The sequence below is a fragment of the Moritella dasanensis ArB 0140 genome (assembly GCF_000276805.1).
GTDB lineage: Bacteria > Pseudomonadota > Gammaproteobacteria > Enterobacterales > Moritellaceae > Moritella > Moritella dasanensis.
Window position 1 is genome coordinate 32,805 of record NZ_AKXQ01000025.1, and the last position, 21,686, is coordinate 54,490.

Annotated in this window: 21 protein-coding genes; 10 read left to right on the plus strand and 11 right to left on the minus strand. The window is 41.7% G+C overall.

Going from position 1 to position 21,686, the window contains the following annotated elements:
• Window positions 1-4 precede the first annotated feature (4 nt).
• The 6 genes from A923_RS0117735 to rpsB all read right to left on the minus strand — a co-directional run bounded on the left by A923_RS0117735 (window position 5) and on the right by rpsB (window position 5,039).
• Complete coding sequence (locus A923_RS0117735; protein WP_017223037.1) at window positions 5-901, minus strand: CDP-archaeol synthase; 897 nt, start codon at window positions 899-901, stop codon at window positions 5-7.
• A gap of 56 nt (window positions 902-957) precedes the next feature.
• Window positions 958-1,728 carry a polyprenyl diphosphate synthase gene (uppS, locus tag A923_RS0117740; protein WP_017223038.1) on the minus strand — a complete coding sequence of 257 codons (771 nt, stop codon included), beginning with the start codon at window positions 1,726-1,728 and terminating at the stop codon, window positions 958-960.
• A gap of 69 nt (window positions 1,729-1,797) precedes the next feature.
• Window positions 1,798-2,355, minus strand: a complete 558-nt coding sequence (gene frr, locus A923_RS0117745) for a ribosome recycling factor (RefSeq protein ID WP_017223039.1) — start codon at window positions 2,353-2,355, stop codon at window positions 1,798-1,800.
• A 153-nt stretch (window positions 2,356-2,508) separates the two neighbouring features.
• Entirely contained in the window at window positions 2,509-3,246 is a 738-nt protein-coding gene (gene pyrH / locus A923_RS0117750) for a UMP kinase (RefSeq protein ID WP_026006326.1), read from the minus strand.
• Between the two features lie 77 nt (window positions 3,247-3,323).
• Window positions 3,324-4,202 carry a translation elongation factor Ts gene (gene tsf, locus A923_RS0117755; protein ID WP_017223041.1) on the minus strand — a complete coding sequence of 293 codons (879 nt, stop codon included), beginning with the start codon at window positions 4,200-4,202 and terminating at the stop codon, window positions 3,324-3,326.
• Between the two features lie 108 nt (window positions 4,203-4,310).
• Entirely contained in the window at window positions 4,311-5,039 is a 729-nt protein-coding gene (rpsB, locus tag A923_RS0117760) for a 30S ribosomal protein S2 (protein ID WP_017223042.1), read from the minus strand.
• A gap of 484 nt (window positions 5,040-5,523) precedes the next feature.
• On the opposite strand from rpsB, the gene map reads away from it, so the two are divergent.
• From map to A923_RS0117780, 4 genes are all read left to right on the plus strand, one after another.
• Window positions 5,524-6,363 (plus strand): type I methionyl aminopeptidase, encoded by an 840-nt coding sequence (map, locus tag A923_RS0117765; protein ID WP_017223043.1) that lies wholly within the window; start codon window positions 5,524-5,526, stop codon window positions 6,361-6,363.
• Between the two features lie 133 nt (window positions 6,364-6,496).
• On the plus strand, window positions 6,497-9,112 hold the full coding sequence (glnD, locus tag A923_RS0117770; protein ID WP_017223044.1) for a bifunctional uridylyltransferase/uridylyl-removing protein GlnD: 2,616 nt from the start codon (window positions 6,497-6,499) through the stop codon (window positions 9,110-9,112).
• 175 nt (window positions 9,113-9,287) lie between these two features.
• Window positions 9,288-10,319, plus strand: a complete 1,032-nt coding sequence (gene dapD, locus A923_RS0117775; RefSeq protein ID WP_017223045.1) for a 2,3,4,5-tetrahydropyridine-2,6-dicarboxylate N-succinyltransferase — start codon at window positions 9,288-9,290, stop codon at window positions 10,317-10,319.
• 197 nt (window positions 10,320-10,516) lie between these two features.
• Entirely contained in the window at window positions 10,517-11,620 is a 1,104-nt protein-coding gene (locus tag A923_RS0117780) for a Fic family protein (RefSeq protein WP_017223046.1), read from the plus strand.
• A 112-nt stretch (window positions 11,621-11,732) separates the two neighbouring features.
• Here A923_RS0117780 and A923_RS0117785 read toward each other — a convergent pair whose 3' ends face one another.
• The 4 genes from A923_RS0117785 to A923_RS0117805 form a co-directional block, all read right to left on the minus strand.
• Entirely contained in the window at window positions 11,733-13,616 is a 1,884-nt protein-coding gene (locus A923_RS0117785; protein ID WP_017223047.1) for a methyl-accepting chemotaxis protein, read from the minus strand.
• Between the two features lie 177 nt (window positions 13,617-13,793).
• Window positions 13,794-15,224 (minus strand): PTS glucose transporter subunit IIBC, encoded by a 1,431-nt coding sequence (gene ptsG, locus A923_RS0117790; protein ID WP_017223048.1) that lies wholly within the window; start codon window positions 15,222-15,224, stop codon window positions 13,794-13,796.
• 437 nt (window positions 15,225-15,661) lie between these two features.
• Window positions 15,662-16,417, minus strand: coding sequence for a tRNA pseudouridine(65) synthase TruC (truC, locus tag A923_RS0117800; RefSeq protein ID WP_017223049.1), 756 nt, complete (start codon window positions 16,415-16,417; stop codon window positions 15,662-15,664).
• Between the two features lie 27 nt (window positions 16,418-16,444).
• Window positions 16,445-16,771 (minus strand): YqcC family protein, encoded by a 327-nt coding sequence (locus A923_RS0117805; RefSeq protein ID WP_017223050.1) that lies wholly within the window; start codon window positions 16,769-16,771, stop codon window positions 16,445-16,447.
• Between the two features lie 194 nt (window positions 16,772-16,965).
• On the opposite strand from A923_RS0117805, the gene A923_RS0117810 reads away from it, so the two are divergent.
• From A923_RS0117810 to A923_RS0117830, 5 genes are all read left to right on the plus strand, one after another.
• On the plus strand, window positions 16,966-18,021 hold the full coding sequence (locus tag A923_RS0117810; RefSeq protein WP_017223051.1) for a DUF3549 family protein: 1,056 nt from the start codon (window positions 16,966-16,968) through the stop codon (window positions 18,019-18,021).
• A 73-nt stretch (window positions 18,022-18,094) separates the two neighbouring features.
• Entirely contained in the window at window positions 18,095-18,391 is a 297-nt protein-coding gene (locus A923_RS0117815) for a DUF3301 domain-containing protein (protein ID WP_017223052.1), read from the plus strand.
• 61 nt (window positions 18,392-18,452) lie between these two features.
• A complete protein-coding gene (locus A923_RS0117820; RefSeq protein ID WP_026006327.1) occupies window positions 18,453-18,683 on the plus strand; it encodes a DUF2789 domain-containing protein in 231 nt (76 codons plus the stop codon).
• Between the two features lie 83 nt (window positions 18,684-18,766).
• The gene (locus A923_RS0117825) at window positions 18,767-19,099 is read left to right on the plus strand and encodes a hypothetical protein (protein WP_017223054.1); all 333 of its coding nucleotides are present in this window, start codon (window positions 18,767-18,769) and stop codon (window positions 19,097-19,099) included.
• Between the two features lie 19 nt (window positions 19,100-19,118).
• Entirely contained in the window at window positions 19,119-19,880 is a 762-nt protein-coding gene (locus tag A923_RS0117830) for a Zn-ribbon-containing protein (RefSeq protein ID WP_017223055.1), read from the plus strand.
• A 90-nt stretch (window positions 19,881-19,970) separates the two neighbouring features.
• Here A923_RS0117830 and syd read toward each other — a convergent pair whose 3' ends face one another.
• Window positions 19,971-20,540 carry a SecY-interacting protein gene (gene syd / locus A923_RS0117835; RefSeq protein ID WP_017223056.1) on the minus strand — a complete coding sequence of 190 codons (570 nt, stop codon included), beginning with the start codon at window positions 20,538-20,540 and terminating at the stop codon, window positions 19,971-19,973.
• 121 nt (window positions 20,541-20,661) lie between these two features.
• On the opposite strand from syd, the gene queF reads away from it, so the two are divergent.
• Window positions 20,662-21,516: an NADPH-dependent 7-cyano-7-deazaguanine reductase QueF gene (gene queF / locus A923_RS0117840; protein ID WP_017223057.1), complete on the plus strand. Its 855-nt coding sequence runs from the start codon at window positions 20,662-20,664 to the stop codon at window positions 21,514-21,516.
• Window positions 21,517-21,686: the final 170 nt, after the last annotated feature.

Here is a 21,686-nt window from a genome sequence, read left to right on the forward strand (position 1 = left end):
TCCCTTAAAAACAAACTAAATAAATAACAGCAAATACCGGTAATGCAGCCGTTAAGCTATCAATACGATCTAAAATGCCGCCGTGACCAGGTAATAACGTTCCACTGTCTTTTACACCCGCTTCACGTTTGAACATACTCTCGTTAAGATCACCTAATGTCGATGAAATTGACGTAACAAAGCACGTGAACAGGATTATGACAAGCTTACTGCTATCAAGTTCCCCTGAAGGTGAAACGGTCATCACAACTGCAGCAATTAACGCAATAAGCATAGAGACAACAACACCACCAAAGAAGCCTTCACGCGTTTTACCAGGGCTGACTTTTGGTGCTAATTTATTTTTACCGAATTTTTTACCGGTAAAGTAAGCGCCTGTATCTGCACTCCATACCAAGAACATCACTAGCATTACAAGCCATGCACCAGACTGTTGGTCATGGGCATAATCAAAAGAACGTAACGCTAACATAGCCCAGAAAAATGGCACTAAGGTCAGCAAACCGATAACCACTTTAACCAGGGTATTTTGAGTCCATGCTTTAGCACTGTTTGGATAGCTAGCCACTAATGCGGCACAAGTTAACCACCACACAGCACCAACAATTAAAATACCGCGAACCATTGGCACTAATACAATCTCACCATTACTTACTTGCCAAATATTACGAACATCTGGTGGAATAACGAGTAATGTCGCCCCTAAGATAAGTGAGTAGCCAACAATTAAGGCATTAGGTAATTTACTATTATTCTTATCAACCAATACCGCCCACTCTTTTGTTGCTAAGATAAAAACACCAGCGATTGCCAGTGCGTACCATTGCAGGGGTAACAAGAAGATAGCGGCAAGCGCTAATGGTGCTAAAATTAATGCGGTCGTAATACGTTGCTTAAGCAAAAGTTGTTCTCCTATTGAAACGCTCAGACAGGGTCTAAACGCTTATTTATATTTGTTTATTGCTGTTTGGTTAAAATAGCCCGGACTTGTTCACCAGTGCCACCAAAACGTCGCTCTCTATTTACAAAGCTAAATATGGCATCTTCAAATGCAGTCTGATCAAAATCAGGCCATAAGGTGTCAGTGAAGTACAATTCCGCATACGCTAATTGCCATAACAGAAAGTTACTAATGCGGTGGTCGCCACCTGTACGGATCATCAAATCGACAGCAGGCTGTTCCGCCATTGCAATATGTTGCCCCAGCATTTTGTCATCAATTTGATCTGCGCTGATGTCACCGTTTTTAACCGCAATAGCGATCTGCTTAGCGGCATTGGCTATATCCGATTGACCGCCATAATTCGCAGCAATATTAAGGGTTAACTTAGTATTATGTTTAGTTAACTCTTCAGCTTCAGAGATCTTGGTTTGAATAGCCAGACTAAATGCAGATACATCGCCAATGATTTTTAGGCGAATTTGATTTTTATGTAGTTTTTTTACTTCTCGTGTTAACACCGTCATAAATAACTTCATTAACATACTAACTTCAGCTTCTGGTCGACGCCAATTTTCACTACTAAACGCAAATAACGTTAACGACTCGATGCCGATAGTTAATGCACTACTCACCACTTGACGAACAGACTTAACACCTTCATGGTGGCCTTTAACACGTATTTTGCCACGCTGCTGCGCCCAGCGTCCATTGCCATCCATAATGATTGCAACGTGCTTAGGTTTTGAGTCATTAACTAACGCTTCAAGTTCAGTTGAGTTTACCATTACTATCTTTATCCATTAAAATCTAAAGCGCCGTATCGAAATACGGCGCTTTAAAAGATGTAATCGAAATTACACTTCCATTAAATCTTTTTCTTTGTCTGACAATATAGTATCAATTTGCTTGATACAGGTATCAGTCATTTTTTGGATCTCGTCTTGTGCACGGCGATCATCATCTTCACCGATTTCTTTTTCTTTTAGTAGTGCTTTGATATCACCGTTAGCATCACGACGGATGTTACGGATAGCAACACGCCCTTGTTCAGCATCAGCTCGCACAACTTTAATCAAGCTCTTACGACGTTCTTCAGTAAGTGCAGGTAATGGAATACGAATATTAGTACCAGCAGACTGAGGATTAAGACCCAAATCAGACGACATGATTGCTTTTTCTACGGCTTTAACCATTGTTGCATCAAATACAGTAATGCTTAATGTACGTGAATCTTCAGTACCAATGTTACCGATTTGGTTAAGCGGTGTATTAGCACCATAGTAAGATACTGAAATACCGTTAAGGATACTTGGGTGTGCACGGCCAGTACGCACTTTAGATAGTTGACCTTTTAGTGCTTCGATACTTTTGCCCATACGGTCTTGAGCATCATCTTTAATTTCGTTGATCACAACGTCTTCCTTAAATTTGTCGGGCAATGATCGTCATTGCCTTATCGATAAGAATTTACTTACTTAGTGTAAATCAATTCAATTTAGAGGTCTTGTTATAATCCCTCTAAACTTTAAACTATTGTATTTATTTACTGAATTTGAGACTCAGTTTTATTTCTTTGCTGCATTTGAAATCAATGTGCCTTCAGCTTCACCCATGATAACACGGCGTAAAGCACCTGGTTTATTCATGTTAAACACGCGCATAGGTAAGTTATGGTCACGCGCCATTGTAAATGCAGACAGGTCCATAATTTTAAGTTCTTTTTCTACTACTTCACGATACTCAAGGTTATCGTAAAATTCAGCATTTGGATTTTTCACTGGATCTTCAGAGTATACACCATCTACTTTTGTTGCTTTTAATACAATATCAGCTTCAATTTCGATACCACGTAAACACGCAGCAGAGTCAGTTGTACAGAATGGGTTACCTGTACCAGCAGAGAAGATCACTACTCGGCCAGTTTTTAACAAGCTAATTGCTTCAGCCCAGTTATAGCTGTCACATACGCCACGTAATTCAATTGCAGACATTAAACGAGCATTCACATAAGCACGGTGGAGTGCATCACGCATTGCTAAGCCATTCATCACAGTCGCTAACATGCCCATGTGATCGCCCACTACACGGTTCATTCCCGCTTCAGCAAGACCTGCACCACGGAATAAGTTACCGCCACCAATAACCAAACCAACTTGAACACCCAGCTCAACAATTTCTTTGATCTCTTGCGCCATGCGATCTAGTACTTTGGGATCGATACCAAAGTTTTCGTCACCCATTAGCGCTTCACCGCTAAGTTTTAATAGAATACGACGATATGCAGGTTTTGGGTTGGTAGTCATCATGATCTCTTTATCCTAATTGTGGAAAAACCGCAGCCTAAGCCGCGGTCTATATTAAATCTTCAGCAATAATTAAATTATGCTTTTTTTGCTGCTGCTACTGTAGCTGCAACTTCAGCTGCGAAATCGTCTTCAGCTTTTTCGATGCCTTCACCAACTTCGATACGGATGAAGTTTAAAACGTCAGCGCCTTCTTCTTTAAGAAGTTGACCAACAGTTTTTGAAGGTTCCATGATGAAAGCTTGACCTGTAAGGCTAACTTCACCAGTGAATTTCTTCATACGACCAATAACCATTTTCTCAGCGATTTCTTGTGGTTTGCCACTATTCACTGCGATTTCGATTTGGATCGCTTTTTCTTTTTCAACAACTGAAGCAGGTACATCTTCAGGTTTAACGAATTCTGGCTTAGCTGCTGCTACGTGCATAGCAAGTTTCTTAGCTAGTTCTTCGTCACCGCCTTTAAGTACAGTAACAACACCGATAGTGCCACCGTGTACGTATGCAGCTAGGTTATCACCTTTAACTACAACTGAACGACGAACATTGATGTTTTCGCCGATTTTAGCGATCAAGTTAGCACGTGCTTCTTCAACTGTAAGTTCAGCATCGAATTTAGCAGCTAGTAGCGCTTCAGCAGAATCGAATTCGCCAGCGTGAGCAACTTCAACAACTTGGTTAGCAAATGCTAGGAAGCTTGCATCTTTTGCTACGAAGTCAGTTTCTGAGTTGATTTCAACTAGAACAGCAACGCCGTTAGCAACTTTAGTTTTTACAACGCCTTCAGCAGCAATACGACCCGCTTTTTTAGCCGCTTTAACAGCGCCTGATTTGCGCATGTTCTCGATTGCAAGTTCCATATCGCCTTCAGCTTCAACTAAAGCTTTCTTACAATCCATCATGCCTGCAGCTGTACGTTCGCGCAGTTCTTTAACCATTGCAGCAGTAATTGCCATGGGTAATTTCCTCAATTTCTATACAAAAAAAAACAGGAGCCATATGGCTCCTGTTAACTAAATAGTGCACTTAGTTAATAAGAGCATCGATTAAATCGAAAAGCTTTATTATTTAGCTTCTTCGATGAAGTCGCTTTCCGCTTGTGCAGCGATGTCTTGATTACGGCCTTCATTTACAGTTGCTGCAACAGCACCCGCATAAAGTTTGATAGCACGGATCGCATCATCGTTACCAGGTACAACGAAATCAATGTTGTCTGGGTTTGAGTTAGTATCAACAATAGCTACTACTGGGATACCTAGGTTGTTAGCTTCTTTAATAGCGATGTGCTCGTGGTCAGCATCGATTACGAAGATAACGTCAGGTAAACCGCCCATAGTTTTGATACCACCAAGGCTTTTCTCTAGTTTTTCCATTTCACGTGTGTTCATTAGAGCTTCTTTCTTAGTAAGTTGCTCGAATGTACCGTCTTGTGATTGTGCTTCTAGAGTAGTTAGACGCTTGATTGATTGGCGAACTGTTTTCCAGTTAGTCAACATACCACCTAACCAGCGGTGATCAACGTAGAACTGGTCACATGAAAGTGCAGCTTCTTTGATTGTTTCGCCAGCAGCTTTTTTAGTACCAACAAAAAGAACTTTACCTTTTTTGTCTGCAACGTTCTTGATAAAACCAAGTGCGTCGTTGAACATTGGAACAGTTTGCTCTAAGTTGATGATATGTACTTTACTACGAGCGCCAAAGATGTATTGCTTCATCTTTGGGTTCCAGTAACGAGTTTGGTGACCGAAGTGAACACCTGCTTGTAGCATATCGCGCATTGATACTGTAGACATTTTAATTCCTTAAGTTTGTATGGGGTTAGGCCTCCACACATCCCATTTTTTCGACCTTTGAATCTAAGTTAGCGTAATAAAATCAAGCGCTAACCAAACAAAACAAAAGCACCCCGACAAATGTGACGATGTGTGTGTGATTTATATAAAATATGTGTGTATGAAGTTTAACAAATAACCAGTAGCTGGAATTTGTTAATTCATTGCGCGCTTTATATCATATACAGATAAATAGCACAAATTTTGTGGCATAATTTTTTGCTCATTACACCATCAAATAACATCGCACGCATCCCTTATTCTAGCGGGTTATCAACATAATTCTTGGCATCACATTTATTATTCACCGGCCTGCTAATACCTACAAAGAGCAGGACGTGGCAGAGAAGCATTGATCCGCAAAAAAAATTTATGCTTATCACTCGCATTAGCGTTACAATAAAAGCCATAAAACAAAACATTTATCTATATTGAAGAGTGAAAAATGAGCGTAATCATTAAAACTGAAGAGCAAATCGAAAAAATGCGCGTTGCTGGTCGTCTAGCAGCACAAGTACTAGAAATGATAGAACCGTTTGTAGTTGCCGGGGTGACCACTCAGGAGTTAAATGATCGTTGCCATGAATTCACTTTAGCAAACGATGCATTATCTGCGCCTTTGTTTTACCCAAGCTACGATGAAAATGATGATACTGCATTTCCAAAATCAATCTGCACATCTATCAACAGCGTTGTTTGTCATGGTGTGCCTGATGAACGTCCACTAGAAGATGGTGATATTCTTAATATGGATATCACCGTGATCAAAGATGGTTTACATGGTGATACATCAAAGATGTTTTTCATCGGTGAAGTTTCTCCACGTGATAAGCAATTATGTCGCATCTCACAAGAAGCACTCTATGAAGGTTTGCGTCAAGTAAAACCAGGTGCACGCTTAAGCCGCATTGGCGAGATTATCGAGAAAAAGATCAAGTCGCACAATAAAGCCAATCCAACACGTAAATACTCAATCGTAGAAGAATACTGCGGTCATGGTATTGGTGAGAAATTCCACGAAGAACCACAAGTATTGCATTACAAATCTCGCTTCAACGAGAGCAATCAGAATCTCGTGCTTAAAGAAGGCATGTGCTTCACGATTGAACCGATGATCAACGCAGGTAAAAAACACAATGAAGTTGCCGATGATCATTGGACAGTACTAACAAAAGATAATAAGAATTCAGCACAATGGGAACACACGCTTGTGGTCACCAAAGATGGCTGTGAAATTCTGACATTACGTGATGAAGAAACTATTCCGCGTATCTTAAAAAACTAGTTTGCGTATCTTACAAACGAGTAATAGATACCTTAAAACTAATAGTAGATAAACGCTAATTTTTATAATTAGTTAACATGGGAATCGCGCCCTGCGGTTCCCATTTTTCTATCGAACTCCAGGAAGGCGTCGTATGGATCAAACTCAATATGTTCCCGCATTACTCTCGGATGAAGAGTTAACACTTAGTCATTGTAAATCACACATGCAAGAGTTCCAGTCTTGGCTTGAACAACGCTTTTTTGATGGTGATGATATTATTGCGTTAGTCTCTTGCCGCGCAGAATACATGGATCAATTGCTGAATCGACTTTGGCAAAAATTTACTCTTTCTTCGCACCCCGCATTAGCACTCGTCGCTGTGGGTGGTTATGGCCGTGGTGAATTACATCCTAAATCAGACATCGATTTACTGATCACGACCACGTCAACCTTAACCCCAGAACAAGAGCAAGCAATCTCACTCTTTATTACCATGTTATGGGATTTGCGTTTAGAAGTGGGTCATAGTGTCCGCACCATTGAGGAATGTTTAGAGAAAGGTTTAGGTGATATTACCATTGCGACCAACCTATTAGAATCACGCTTAATTACCGGTTCTGAAGATACTTACGCGCAGTTACAAGATATTATTGATCCAGAAACTTTTTGGCCAAGCCAAGATTTTTTCCAAGCCAAACATGAAGAACAGCTTGCTCGCCATCATCACTTCAAAGGTTCATCATATAATTTAGAGCCTGATTTAAAAAGCAGCCCTGGTGGGTTACGCGATTTACAAACTATCTTGTGGATCACCCGCCGTCATTTCGGCTCAAACAGTTTCTTAGAATTAACCAATCATGGTTTTTTAACCAGAGGTGAATATCACGAATTGGAAGATTGTCAGAAATTCTTGTGGCGTGTGCGCTTTGCCCTGCACCTGGGCTTAAAACGTTGTGATAACCGTCTGCTCTTCGATCGACAAACATCGGTAGCGGAAGCGCTCGGTTATAGCGGCGAGGGTAATCACGCCGTTGAAACTATGATGAAGCAGTTTTACCAAACTATCCGTCGCGTCACTGAACTCAATGAAATGCTGTTACAATTATTTAATCAGGCGATCCTCGGACACGTTGGCATGGATGTGCGTAATATCACCGCCGATTTCCGTCTTCGTGGCAGCCTTATTGATACCACCAGCACAGATCTATTTACGCGTCGCCCTGGTGCGATTATTGAATTATTTTGCCACATAGCAGATAACGAGCATATCACCGGTATTTATGCCGGTACGATACGTGAACTGCGTGACGCCAGACGTAAACTGACCATGTGGTTAGAAGACATACCCGAGTGTCGTGAACAATTCATGCTGTTACTTAAGCATCCTAACGCCAGTGGTCTCGCGCTGACCTTAATGCATAAACATGGTGTCATTGCCGCTTACATTCCACAGTGGAGTCGTATCCTCGGGCAGATGCAATTTGATCTCTTCCATAATTACACCGTAGACGAACACACCCATCGTTTAGTGAAGATTATTGATTCTTATAAACGCGAAGAAACCAAAGAAACGCATCCACTCTGCTGTGAGATCTATCCGCGTTTAGAAAAACCCGAATTATTGCTCATCGCGGCGATTTTCCATGATATAGGTAAAGGCCAAAAAGGTAATCACTCCGAGATTGGCGCCATTGATGTACGCGCATTTTGTAAAAAGCACGGTATTAACAAAGCCGATCGTAAACTCGTGGCGCGATTAGTAAAATATCATTTATTAATGTCTGTGACCGCGCAGCGTCGTGATATTCATGATCCGGAGATCATTACTGAGTTTGCCCGCACCATAGGTGATCAAGAGCATTTAAACTACCTCTACTGCCTTACCGTCGCCGATATCTGCGCCACCAATGATACCTTATGGAATAATTGGAAAGGCTCACTGCTACGTGAATTATACTTCCTCACCCAGCAAGCACTGCGCCGTGGGTTGGAAAATCCATTGGATGCTAAATTCAGGATCAAGAATAATAAAGACACTGCGTTGGCCTTTTTAGAAAATAGCAGTTTTAGTCTCGAGCAGATCCAAACCTTATGGACGACATTTCGCTCTGAGTACTTTTTGCGTAATGATCCGAGCCAAATATGTTGGCACACAACCGGGATTTTGAATCATCAAGACCCAACAAAACCCTTAGTGCTGATAAGTCAAAATAGTGCCCGCGGTGGTAATGAAGTCTTTATCTACGCCAAAGAAAATAAACACCTGTTCGCCTCAGCGGTCTCTGCACTGGGTAATAAGTGTTTAAATATTCACGATGCCAAAATTACATCAAGCCGTAATGGTTATGTGCTCGATAGCTTTGTGATCTTAGATCAAACCGGTGATACCCTCGCCCCTGATCGCGTTTATGCATTACAAGAATCATTAGAAACAGTGTTAACAGCAGCCACAGCACCGATATTAAGAAAACAGCGTATTCCACGCCAAATAAAGCAGTTCTCGGTAAAAACTAAAGTCACGTTTTTAGCCACCAAGAAAAAACGTACCTTTGTTGAAATTATAACCTTGGATACACCTGGTCTGCTGGCTCGTATCAGCGCCATATTAAGCTCAGAAAATATCGTTCTGCATAATGCCAAGATCTCCACCATTGGTGAACGCGCAGAAGATTTCTTTATTATCTCGGGTAATAACAATCAACCGTTATCACCAGAGCAACAAGCGGAATTACGTCATAATCTGATCACTGAATTAGCAGATAACTAGCTAATCGAAAAATAACAATCATCATTTTCTTTGAAACAACAAAGCGAAATGTGATAGAACTAACAGTAATGTTTTATTATTTATAAAAATAAATACAAAAAAATACAAAAAAATACTCAGAGCCGGCGTGATGTATGAATATTACGCCCTTATTCTAAATGGAGATTTCTCAGCTATGGCAACTTTTTCACTCGCATTCGGTAGTGCTACTAAAAACACTGCAGGTAAAATTATCGAAGCTTTTTTCCCTAATCCTCTGTTAAACCCAAGTGATAAACTGGTTGCTGATATTAGTGAAGTCGTTAATTATCAAGGTCAAAATGAAGCTGTTGAAGTAACGCCTGCACAAGCAGCGCAACTTGCAGCGGTATTTACAACAAATGATGATGCAGCCAATGCTAAATTTGCAACTGCAGCAGCAAACAGCAAGCAACCATTAGTACTTGTGATGCTTGCGACAGATGAAAAACCAGCATCCGTTTCTGAAGGTTATTTAAAACTACAACTGATTTCACATCGTTTAGTTAAGCCGCATGGCACAGTATTAGACGGTATCTTTGGTCTATTACACAACATCGCTTGGACTAACCAAGGTCCTATCGATTTACCTGAACTTGCCGACCGTCAAATTGCAGCGCGTCTTGCTGGTGAAGTATTAACGGTAAGCTGTGTTGATAAATTCCCTAAAATGACAGACTACGTAGTACCGACAGGTGTACGTATTGCCCATACTGCTCGTGTACGTTTAGGCGCACACGTTGGTGAAGGCACGACTATCATGCATGAAGGTTTTGTTAACTTTAATGCGGGCACAGAAGGTGTGAGCATGGTTGAAGGGCGTATATCTGCCGGTGTGATGATTGGTAAAGGTTCTGATATCGGTGGCGGCGCGTCTATAATGGGAACATTAAGTGGCGGTGGTCAGTTAATTATCTCGATGGGCGAAAACTGCTTACTTGGCGCCAACGCTGGTTTAGGTATCCCACTGGGTAACCGTTGTACTATCGAATCGGGCTTATATATTACAGCAGGTTCTAAAGTTCAAATGCTAGATGCCAGCAACCAAGCGGTTGAAGTTGTTAAAGCACGTGACTTAGCAGGTAAAGATGACCTGTTATTCCGTCGTAACTCTATCTCAGGCACGATTGAATGTTTAACTAATAAATCAGCGGTTGAACTAAACGCAGAGCTACACTCAAATAACTAATCTGCTTATTATTAAGCATGATTAATATGAATACCAAGCCCAGTTAAACTGGGCTTTTTTAGCACTAAAGATCAGTGCGAACGGTAGTGTGAGTCGAATAACGCTCTAATCGGCTCACGAAATGAGTTGAATAAATCCCTATTCGGCTCATAATATGAGTCGAATAGCTTAATTAATTGACTCACGGCGAGGTAAGTATGTGGATATGGGAACAGCAAGAATGGCCAAACTTTACTTGGCATGAAGCCAGTATCGCGCCTATTTTAAGGCAAGCACACTTTAATCAGGGTTTATTACTGGGTAAAGTCAATGCGCAGAACAATAATGAACAACAAGTTGCACTTGATACTCTACTCGCCAATATAGTCTACTCAAGCGCGATTGAAGATGAAAAGCTCAACACCTTTTCTGTGCGTTCATCGCTAGCCAATAGATTAGGCATCAGCGAAGACAAACCCTATCCGACATCAGAGAAAACCGATGGCCTTGCCGAGATCATGCTCGATGCCATTACTAATTTAGATGACAAGCTAACCCTTGAACGGATACTGAATTGGCACACGCTGTTATTTCCAGTAGGTTATACCCTATTCAATCCAGTACAAGGTGGTGTATTGCGTGGAGATATACCCATGCAAGTCGTATCAGGACGATTAGATCGCCCGACAGTGCATTTTGAAGCGCCACCTCGGCATGTTCTAGATCATGAGTTAACCGCGTTTATCACTTGGTTTAATCAGTCAAAAACAGATAGTGCGTTAGATCCGTTAATACGCGCTGCAATCACCCATCTATGGTTTGTAACACTCCATCCACTGGATGACGGTAATGGTCGAATCACACGTTTATTGACAGATTTGGCACTAGCACAAGCAGAATGCCAATCAATCCGATTCTATGCTATGTCAGTCAGTATCCTAGCCAGACGCAAAGGTTATTATGAAATATTGGAGCAAACGCAGAATGGGGAAACAGATATCACCGCTTGGCTTGTTTGGTTTTTTGATACCTTAAACGAAACGCTGCTAACCACATTAAATGATATTGACCAAACCGTATTGAAAACCAATTACTGGCTGCGCATTGATCAAACGCAGTTAACACCAGAGCAAGCTAAAGTAATTAACCGTTTATTAGATGGCGATTTTGACCAAGGCATAAACTCAAGCCAATATCAAAAAGTAGCGAAGGTAAGTAAAGCCACTGCGACTCGACATTTGAACGCTTTAATTGAACAAGGTTGTTTGACTAAAACCGGTGCAGGCGGGCGTAGCACGCGTTATTTGATTAATTATAAATAATTAAACTATTCGGCTCATAATCTGAGTCGAATAGTTTGGTTAATCGCATAACACCAATCCTTATACCGTTTTTTACGCGACGACATTACTACGACGGATTGTCCTCATCTGCTTACACAATAAAAGTGGCTACTTTGCCGTTTAATTCACTCGCTTGATGATTGAGTTGTTGCGATTGCACTAGATTTTGGTTGGCACCTAAAGCCAGTGTATCGGTCACATCTTTAATTGAAATAACATTCTGCGAAATTTCACTCGTGACCTGAGTTTGCTCTTCAGCAGCAGTGGCAATCTGAGTCGCCATATCACTAATTAAGACCACAGAACGATTAATTTCCTCCAAGGCATGTGCCGCTTGCTCGGCATCCGACACAGAACAATGAGCCATTTTCGAGCTACTATCCATTAAATTGACGGCTTTACTGGTCGTCAGTTGCAAGGTTTCAATCGTTGCTTTAATTTCTTGTGTCGATGAGTGTGTCCGTTGTGACAGCACGCGAACTTCATCCGCAACCACAGCAAAACCACGCCCTTGTTCACCGGCGCGAGCCGCTTCAATGGCCGCATTCAATGCCAATAAGTTAGTTTGCTCTGCAATACCCTGGATGGTCGCGAGTATGGTTGATATGTCCTGCGCATGCTGGTTTAAGTCACCAATCACTTTAGACGCTTCAGAGACTTCAGAGGCCAAATTATTGATCGAATGTTTTGAGTTTAATACCAACTGGCGACCTTCGTGGGTACTGCCGGTAGAATCTTGTGCCGCTCTGGCAGTTTGTTCTGCATGGGAAGCAATTTCCTGAGTTGCAGAAGCCATTTCAGTCACAGCCGTCGCCACCATTTCAATTTCTTGCTGTTGATGATTGAGATCACTCGCAGCTTGATTTGCCTGTCGTTCACCCTCGATGGACTCAGTTGTTAACGTCTCGGATTGAGTACGAATATGCTGGATTAATTGTTGCTGACTACCTACAAACAGATTAAAACTATTAGCTAAATGACCGACTTCATCGTTGGCATATATCTCAATGCGTTGGGTAAGATCACCGCCACCTTGCGCAATCAAAGCCAGCGCATCAGATACACTTCGTAAGGGTTGAAATAACATACCGCACAACAAATTGAATAAAAACGTGCAAACGACGACAACGACAAGCGTGGCAATTACTTGGCTCCATATTGCGGCGTACAGAGGGGCGACCGCAGAATTATAATCAACCACCATAATAATAACTAAATCGTTATTCTTAATCGCTTCGGCATAAATCATGGTGTCTTTGCCGTTAACCATTACTTTTTCAACATGAGGATCACGTAATGTTTGCTGGATCGCAGCAAAATCTAGACCTAACGACGCAATTTTTTTATTCAATAGATTAATATCTTGGTGAGCAAAAATAGCACCTTGATTATTACTAATAAGCATATACCCGTCACCAGGCAGTATGACTTGTTCCATATTTTGCACAATATTTCTAATTTCAACATCCGCGCCAATAACGACAGATTGACCTTGCAGACGATGCTCACTGCCTAATGAGACAACATTCGCCCCTGTCGCCGCGGCAACAGTGGGATTATCCATAAACACTTTTGAAGGGTCAGCTTTGGCGTTAATGTACCAGCCCCATTTTCGAGGATCATCATTACCTGCTGGCAACGTGATCCCATTGGCATTCTTTTGACTACCGTCTGGAAATGCGGCGAAGACATTATCAAATTCGCCAGATCGCGCCATTTGTTGTAAATGTTTCTCAAGCGTTTCCGGTGCTATATCATCAGACAACGAACTTAAAATAGTACCTTTAGATGCAATCCAATCCGCTACATATTGATTATATGAAGCTGATGACCCTTTTAACCGCTCCTCAATCTCAACATCTAAACGTTGCAGTGATGACCAAAAAGATAGGGAAGCCACTAGTATCCCACCGAGAATAATGGCAAGACTCGCCGATAATGCCAGCTTGTTTTTGAGCGACATGTTCTTAAACATAAAATACCTCTGATTGATTAACATAACGCTCCCAAATTCAATCTTGGGCGAGTTAATTCCATGGTGAGCAAGGATGATTGATATAACATGCGGTTCTGGTTCGTGCGCCGTAGACTCGTTTCTCAGAATCAAAAAAGCCACTGCAAGTGCAGTGGCTTAAGTCAATCAGCGAACTGATTAAAGCGTATTGATATATTGTTCCATATCAGTACGTAGATTATCAGATTTCGTACCGAAGATAGCTTGAACACCTGAACCGACAACCACGACCGCTTTTGCGCCCAATGCTTTCAGTTTTTCGTTGTCTACCTTATCAATCGAGTTAACACTGATACGTAAACGCGTGATACATGCGTCAAGGTTAGTGATGTTATCTTTACCACCGAATGCAGCAACTAGTTCAGCGGCCATTGCATCTGTTGATACAGGCGCAGCAACTACGTCATCACTTTCATCTTCACGACCAGGAGTTTTAAGATCTAATACCTTAATCACTACGCGGAATACAATGTAGTAGACAGCTGCATAAGCCATACCAATACCAACAAGTAATGGCATTTTTGCAGCGTGCGGTGCTTGAACAACAAAGTCAATGAAACCGTTCGAGAACGTATGACCGTGAATAATACCCATTGAGTTAGTGATTACATAAGCTAGACCAGCAAGTAGTGCATGAATTACATAAAGTACAGGTGCTACGAATAGGAATGCAAATTCAATTGGTTCTGTAATACCCGTTAGGAATGACGTCAATGCAGCAGATGCCATGATACCTAATACTTTAGCGCGGTTTTCAGGTTTAGCTGAATGCGCAATTGCGATAGCAGCAGCAGGAAGACCGAACATTTTAAATAAGTAACCACCAGCAAGTTGACCAAAACCATTACCTGCAGCACGTGTTGCATCATCAGCGGTAAGGAAACAAGTCATGATACCATGAGCAATTCCACCAGCATTGTTAGTACAAGTACCAGCTTCATAGAAAAACGGTACATTCCAAATATGGTGAAGACCAAATGGGATAAGCGCACGTTCAACTACACCGTAGATACCAAATGCCACCGTTGGGTTTTGATGAGCAGCCCAATCAGAGAAAGTAGCAATAACGGCACCAATTGGCGGCCAAATAACAGAAAGTAACGCACCAAGCGCAATCGAGCAGAAGCCAGTAATAATAGGCACAGCACGTTTACCAGCAAAGAAACCTAGGTATTCAGGCAATTGAATACGATAGAATTTATTAAATGCCCAACCAGCTAGGCCACCAGCAAGAATACCACCAAGTACACCAGTATCAATTTTGTCGACACCCATCACGCCGGCCATAACACTGAGTGTTGCCGTCATAATACCGTAACCAACAATCGCAGAAAGGCCCGCAACACCGTCATTCTTAGTGAAACCTAAAGCAACACCGACAGCGAACAGTAGTGCCATTTGGCCAAATACTGAACCACCCGCTTGTTCCATTAATTGTGAGACGACTTCAGGTAAGAAACTGAAATTGGCAGCACCAATACCTAATAAAATACCCGCAACCGGTAATACCGATACTGGTAACATTAACGACTTACCTACTTTTTGTAGATTTGCAAACGCGTTACTCATCTCTCACTCCTAGTGAACAAACTAAATAGTGCCGTAACAGCAACCTGATACAGCGGAATTTGTTGAGGATGCATGATTAGCTTCCTTTGTTGAGTTAACTATAGCCTGCTAAAAACAATAGTCATAACAATTACCCGATCGGCTGTTTAGATTTGAATAGCCACTCACAATGGTACAAAACGGTACAATTGAACGCGTTTTTTAACGACTGAGACTACACACCACAAAGCATGATGATTAGCTGGACGACTTTTGTGGTAGTAAATGCGGGTTTAAGCGGATATTTAGCCAAGAACACAGGGAAAGTAAGTGGGTTGGCGTATTAATGCGAGTTTACTGGAATTAAACTTAACAGATAATGATACCAGCTTTACAGATAAACTTACGTAACAAAGTGTAACCTAAGTTTATCTGTACGTTAACAACCGAAAAAATCACTATTTTGCTAATGAATTCGGTAAATAATCACTTTCTTGTGCAGGCCAGTCAAATTGCTCAAACAACCCTAATATCTCTTCACCCACCTCAGCTTCGATATGCACTGGCTGCTCTGTTATCGGATGAATGAAAGACAATGATTTCGAAATAAGTAACAAGCGCTGCAAGTTAAAGTGCTCACGATAGAACACATTATGTCGACCATCACCATGGGTAGTATCACCGACTATGGGGTGAAATAGATGTCTCATGTGACGACGTAATTGATGTTTACGACCGGTCTGCGGTTCTAATTCCATTAAGCAATAGCGACTAGTGGGATGATTTTTGCTTACGGCATGCGGTATTTCAACCTGATGTAGCGGTTTGTAATGCGTTACCGCCTCTTGTGCATCTTTATCTTGTGTTGCTTGTTTATCAGCAATCTTATCAAGCTCTACTTTTAAGGCATAATCCAGCGTACCAGCTTCATTGATCCAGCCACGTACCACCGCAAGGTAACGTTTGGTTAATGCATGGGCTTGAAATATTTCGCTCATCTGTCTGGCGACATCACTGGATAAAGCAAATAACAACACACCAGATGTTGGCCTGTCTAAACGGTGTACGGTATAAACATGTTGACCAATCTGATCGCGTACCATTTGCATCGCAAATTGGGTTTCATGACTGTCTAACCAACTACGATGCACCAACAAACCAGCCGGTTTATCAATCGCGACCAAATACTCATCTTGATATAAAATATTTAACATTGTGCTTTATTACCTAACTAGCTGTATTTAACTATTGTTATTTAACAACTGATCAAACGATAAGATCAGGGCTAATAGCTCACGTGTATCCGCAGATACTGGTTTAAAGGCTTCTTCTGCCATCGGATGTATTGCCATCTTCTCAGGTAACGGCATCTGCATGACCACCAGCTGGTTCATCTTTACTAAAAAGATAAACTGCAACCAATCTGCAAAGGACATCGTATCAATACAAAAGGGCGTGGTACTCGCTAACGCTTCAGCACTTGGCATCACGTCATTCCACAATAAACGGTGTTTTAATTCTGCTTCTATCGCCGTTAACAGCTGCTGAGCCTGCAAATAGACTGTCATAATTGTGTCTCTATTTAAGGTTCACGAAGCAAAAGCTGTATCGCGACCAAACAAATTTAGCGGCATTATACGTCAGCCACGCCAAGATACAAAAGTCCATCGAGATCTCAATTCGCATCTTGATAAGGTTTGCGTATAATACGCCAATACTTAAGCGCCATTAGGCTCCACTTTTAACTTGGACACATTAGATCATGGCTAATATGCATACTCTTAACACGCTATCGGAATTCCTGTTACAGGCAAAGACTCAGTTTCGCGTGTATGACATGGGTCGTAAGATCAGCAAAATTTCAACCGACGACTTTATGCAGTTTGAATCCGCTCAGCGACCTTACCCTGCACCGTTGCAACGCCATGCTCAATTTGCCATTACCTTTTGGAACAAAAATGAGAATAACCAACACTACCTTTGGTTTCTAAAGTTCCCACTGGATGAGCAAGGCTTACTCATTCAAGGGACGCGTAATGTCTTCCTTAACATGGTAGTTGAATCGCTGGGTCTGATGTTAGAAAAAACCCCAAGTGAAGAACAACAAGAACACCTCGCAACCAATCCTTATGTGTTTAAACCAAGCACAGATAAAATCGCCATGTTAAATGCCGTAATCAACCGTGACTTCATTCGCCCAGAAAGTAAATATTACCCAACGGCGCACAACTACTTTGCTAACAAGCTTGGTTTCGAGCAGTGGCAAGAAGTAGGCGTTCAAGGTATTTGCGATATCGCTGCGCGCCTGAATCGTGATAATAATGCCCAGCACGTTGCAACGGCATTACCAACACTACCGACTGAGCCACTGTACTCACTTTGCCTCGCACTTGAGCACGAAGCACTACCAACAGTATTAAGCGAAGCGTTAGCAACACTAATCAGTCAAGAAGCTGCGCAAGAAAAACCAGACGATGTACGCTTATCGATGTTGTTGCGCGCATTATCCAGTGCTCCAGCGCAAGGGTTACGTGCCGATCTTTACCCTGCGTTGTTTAAACATACCGACATTAGCCAAACCATAGTGGCATTAGCCGGTCGTTGCTGGCATGATCTTGATGATGAAGCGCGATTATTAGCATTCTTTGAAGCCGCAGTGCAACAACAGCAAGGTGAAGAACTGTTTATTTACTTATTCTCTGATTTAGTCGCAATACCAGCGCTACGTAATAAAGTATTAGCGATGTTACGTAACCCAAACCGAACTAATACCCTTGGCAGCGCGATTGGTCTATTGTTTCGTCAACAACGTAGTTAATAATATAAGCGTCGTCAAAAAACGTAGTCAAATTTTTTGCATCGTCAAGCCACTATCACGGAGTGATTTATATATGGGCAGTTTGTTCGTCATCGTTGTTGGATTTATCGGGGGGGTGATCTTTATACACCTGCGTAAGCAAGCTGAATTAGCCAACGCGCTAATCAAGCAATATTGCCAACAGCAACAACTACAATGGCTATCAACAGCCCAAGCGGGTATCGCTTGGTATCCCCACAAAGGCAGTTTATTTCGTTATAAGTTTAACTTTGAGTTTAGCAGCAACGGGGAAAATGCTTATCAAGCTTGCCTCGTGATGGCGGGACCGAGGGTGTTAGAGTTTGTAGTGCCTCCTTATGCGATAGATTAATCACGATAAACTAACCTTGTTGCTCATCACTGGCTATACTGTAAAAAAATAGCGGAGCCAGATGATGTTTTTAGCCACCCAAACCTTGGACATGTTATTCGCCCAACTCGGATTAGAAAATGATGAATTGAGCGTAAAACGCTTTATCCAGCAGCATAAGATCCAAACTGGTGTATTATTATTCGAAGCACCGTTTTGGAACGCTTCACAATCGATGTTTCTGAAAGAAGCCATTTATGAAGATGCTGACTGGGCAGAAGTCATTGACCAGCTTGATACTATGTTACGTTAACAAGCCGTGACGGACAATTGCGATAGAAAAATGACATCATACAACCCAAGTAACACCACCAGAGATACTAAGGAAGGAAGATCATGAGCCTACAACATATTGTCGATGCCGCCAATCAACTGGCTCGCGAAGGGAAGAAACCCTCTGTTGCCCTGATCAAATCACGGATCACCCAACCCACTAATTTACGCGAGATTATTGAAACGCTAAGAAAATGGACTTTCGATCCGAATGCCAGTGTCCCTACGACTGATAAACCAGTCATTGCGACAGCCGCAGAAATAACCGATCCTATGACAGCGCTGATTGCCAAAGAGATCGCTGCGGTACGAGCAGAAATCGCGCCATTACGCCAAGAAGTAAGCGAGCTAAAAGCTGAAATAGTCGCGTTAAAAAAAGCATTATCAACACAATAACTGTCACAGAGAGAATACCTTGTTTACTGCAGAACTGACCTTTGAGTGTTATCAAGACACCACCATTGACGCTGTGGATGGCGCTATTACCCAACTGATTGATGCTTTACGTTATAACGGTCAAATATTAGGTCGTGAATTTCCAACCAGCATGGATGACGGGGTATTTATTACCCGTGTTGTTTGTCCTGAAGAAGAAAGCCTGCACCCAAGGCATCATTCCAGTATCGTTGAGACTCGTTTAAAAGCCTTAAATGAAGCGGGTTTACTCGCCCCTAAAATTCGTCTGACAGGTATAGATTTGCACTCCGATAATACCGACCCCTGTCAGCAACCTGAGTGGCAAGTCTTGTATACCCATTACCTCAGTACCTGCTCACCACTGCGTTGTGGCGAACATCTTGCCCCTATTCCGTTGTATAAATTACCGACGCCAGCGATAGGCGATCACCAAGATTTATTACGTTGGCAAGTAGACTGGAGTTCAACCGATGAATTACAGATGCACGGCACCACATTAAAACAAGCCTGCAGCGAGGTATTGACCGATATCACTAGTCCGTTAAACCACACCGGTTGGCGATTAGCGAAAGATATTGAGCAGGAAAGTAAGATACCAACTTATTATTATCTTTATCACTTAGCGGATACGGTAAAACAAGACGAGAAAGCACGTCCATGTCCAAGTTGTGGCGGTGAATGGCAATTAGAAACAGCGTTACACGGTATCTTTGATTTTAAATGTGAACCTTGCCGCTTAGTATCTAATTTACCTTGGTAGATAGGTTAACCCTAAAAATGACACAAAAAAACAGCGCAAGTACAACCTGGCGCTGTTTTATTATTATAGTTAAATATTGTTGAATAACGCTTAAAGCGTTGGTAGTACCGGCGTTAACTGCTCAATAAAGTACGCAAGATCTGGGGCTAATACCTCAGAGATCCCTTTACCTAGTACTTCACGCACCACTTCACCACTGATATTGTCAAGGGCGATGATCTGCATATCATCAGCGCAGCTGGCAATGAATAACGTCGGCGGTTGTTTAAGCGTTTTTTTCATCATCAAATGGGCAATCATATTTTCTTGCAAACGCTTAAAATCATCTTCGCTCCACACCTGTACTAACTCAATGATCTCATCATTAAAACTAGCAGGCATATGATCACTAAAGTAAGTACCAAAGAAAACGGCTATTTGTGGATCAAGCTCAATACTCAATGCCGCTTCAATATTACTAAATGAGCTTACCTCATTACGTCTTACTGGCAACCATGCTTGATGGCCTGCAAGCAGTTGGGGATGATTTGAATCCGCGATAAAACACGGCGAGTCCCATTCAGGATCAAATTCTTGCTGTGGTAAGTAGTCTTGTGTATGCCAAACTTGTTCACAGCGCGCATAAAAAGCAATCAACGCATCGGTTACAGCTGCAGTCATTATATTCCCCATAAAAATGATTAAATCGGCTATAGCATATCACTACACTGTAAAATTTATTACAATCTCGCCACTGATAAGTAAATTATCTACCTTACGCGCTAACCGATGAGAATAAATCATGACCACAACAAACCGTTACCAAAATTCAACTGCACTGGATAAATTAAACCTCGGACAGAAAACGGAATATATCTCGCAATATCAACCTAGCTTGTTACAACCCGTACCAAGACAATTGAACCGTGATGATCTGGCAATCTCTACGCAGCTACCATTCACTGGTTGTGATTTATGGAATTTATATGAACTGTCTTGGTTAAACAGCAAAGGTAAGCCGATTGTGGCAGTAGCAGAAGTCAAAGTTTGCGCGACGTCTGTAAATTTAATAGAATCAAAATCATTCAAACTGTACTTAAACAGCTTTAATCAAACTCACTTTGACTCAACAGCAGAAGTTACTACAACACTGCAACGTGACTTAGCTGCTTGTGCACTCGGCCCCGTTGAAGTACTGATGTTTGATGACTTAGATAAAGCACCAAGCCAAATTACCAAAATCACCGGCACTTGCATTGATCATCTGGATATAGATATCGCGGATTATGAATTTAATGCTGAGTTATTGAAATCTGCCGCAGATAATACCGACACTGTTGATGAAGTTGTTTACAGCCACTTACTAAAATCAAATTGTCTGGTAACCAATCAACCAGATTGGGGCAGTGTTTATATTGCCTACCAAGGTAATAAGATCGACCAAGAAGCATTATTACGCTATTTAATTTCATTCCGTCAGCACAATGAGTTTCACGAACAATGTGTTGAACGTATTTTCACAGATATTATGCACTTCTGTAAACCAGAGCAATTGACTGTATACGCACGCTATACCCGTAGAGGTGGTTTGGATATCAATCCATTCAGAACCAATTGTGATGCTAAAATAGATAATATTCGCTTAATCCGCCAATAACATGACATGACTGGGTATTTTTTTAAAGATCCAGTCATTAACAAAAGCAGTAAAATAGTTTAGTATTTACAAGTTGCAATCAATTAGAAGTATAAACTACTCTGTTGATAACATAGTAACAGCGACCTCATTCAAAAAGAGGCCTGAATTAGCAAAGGAAAGCTAATCTT

Coding starts and splice junctions, on each gene's coding strand:
- uppS (WP_017223038.1), bottom strand. CDS start 1,728: ATGGTAAACTCAACTGAACTTGAAGCGTTAGTTAATGACTCAAAACCT.
- pyrH (WP_026006326.1), bottom strand. CDS start 3,246: ATGACTACCAACCCAAAACCTGCATATCGTCGTATTCTATTAAAACTT.
- tsf (WP_017223041.1), bottom strand. CDS start 4,202: ATGGCAATTACTGCTGCAATGGTTAAAGAACTGCGCGAACGTACAGCT.
- rpsB (WP_017223042.1), bottom strand. CDS start 5,039: ATGTCTACAGTATCAATGCGCGATATGCTACAAGCAGGTGTTCACTTC.
- map (WP_017223043.1), top strand. CDS start 5,524: ATGAGCGTAATCATTAAAACTGAAGAGCAAATCGAAAAAATGCGCGTT.
- glnD (WP_017223044.1), top strand. CDS start 6,497: ATGGATCAAACTCAATATGTTCCCGCATTACTCTCGGATGAAGAGTTA.
- dapD (WP_017223045.1), top strand. CDS start 9,288: ATGGCAACTTTTTCACTCGCATTCGGTAGTGCTACTAAAAACACTGCA.
- A923_RS0117780 (WP_017223046.1), top strand. CDS start 10,517: ATGTGGATATGGGAACAGCAAGAATGGCCAAACTTTACTTGGCATGAA.
- A923_RS0117785 (WP_017223047.1), bottom strand. CDS start 13,616: ATGTTTAAGAACATGTCGCTCAAAAACAAGCTGGCATTATCGGCGAGT.
- ptsG (WP_017223048.1), bottom strand. CDS start 15,224: ATGAGTAACGCGTTTGCAAATCTACAAAAAGTAGGTAAGTCGTTAATG.
- truC (WP_017223049.1), bottom strand. CDS start 16,417: ATGTTAAATATTTTATATCAAGATGAGTATTTGGTCGCGATTGATAAA.
- A923_RS0117805 (WP_017223050.1), bottom strand. CDS start 16,771: ATGACAGTCTATTTGCAGGCTCAGCAGCTGTTAACGGCGATAGAAGCA.
- A923_RS0117810 (WP_017223051.1), top strand. CDS start 16,966: ATGGCTAATATGCATACTCTTAACACGCTATCGGAATTCCTGTTACAG.
- A923_RS0117815 (WP_017223052.1), top strand. CDS start 18,095: ATGGGCAGTTTGTTCGTCATCGTTGTTGGATTTATCGGGGGGGTGATC.
- A923_RS0117820 (WP_026006327.1), top strand. CDS start 18,453: ATGATGTTTTTAGCCACCCAAACCTTGGACATGTTATTCGCCCAACTC.
- A923_RS0117825 (WP_017223054.1), top strand. CDS start 18,767: ATGAGCCTACAACATATTGTCGATGCCGCCAATCAACTGGCTCGCGAA.
- syd (WP_017223056.1), bottom strand. CDS start 20,540: ATGACTGCAGCTGTAACCGATGCGTTGATTGCTTTTTATGCGCGCTGT.
- queF (WP_017223057.1), top strand. CDS start 20,662: ATGACCACAACAAACCGTTACCAAAATTCAACTGCACTGGATAAATTA.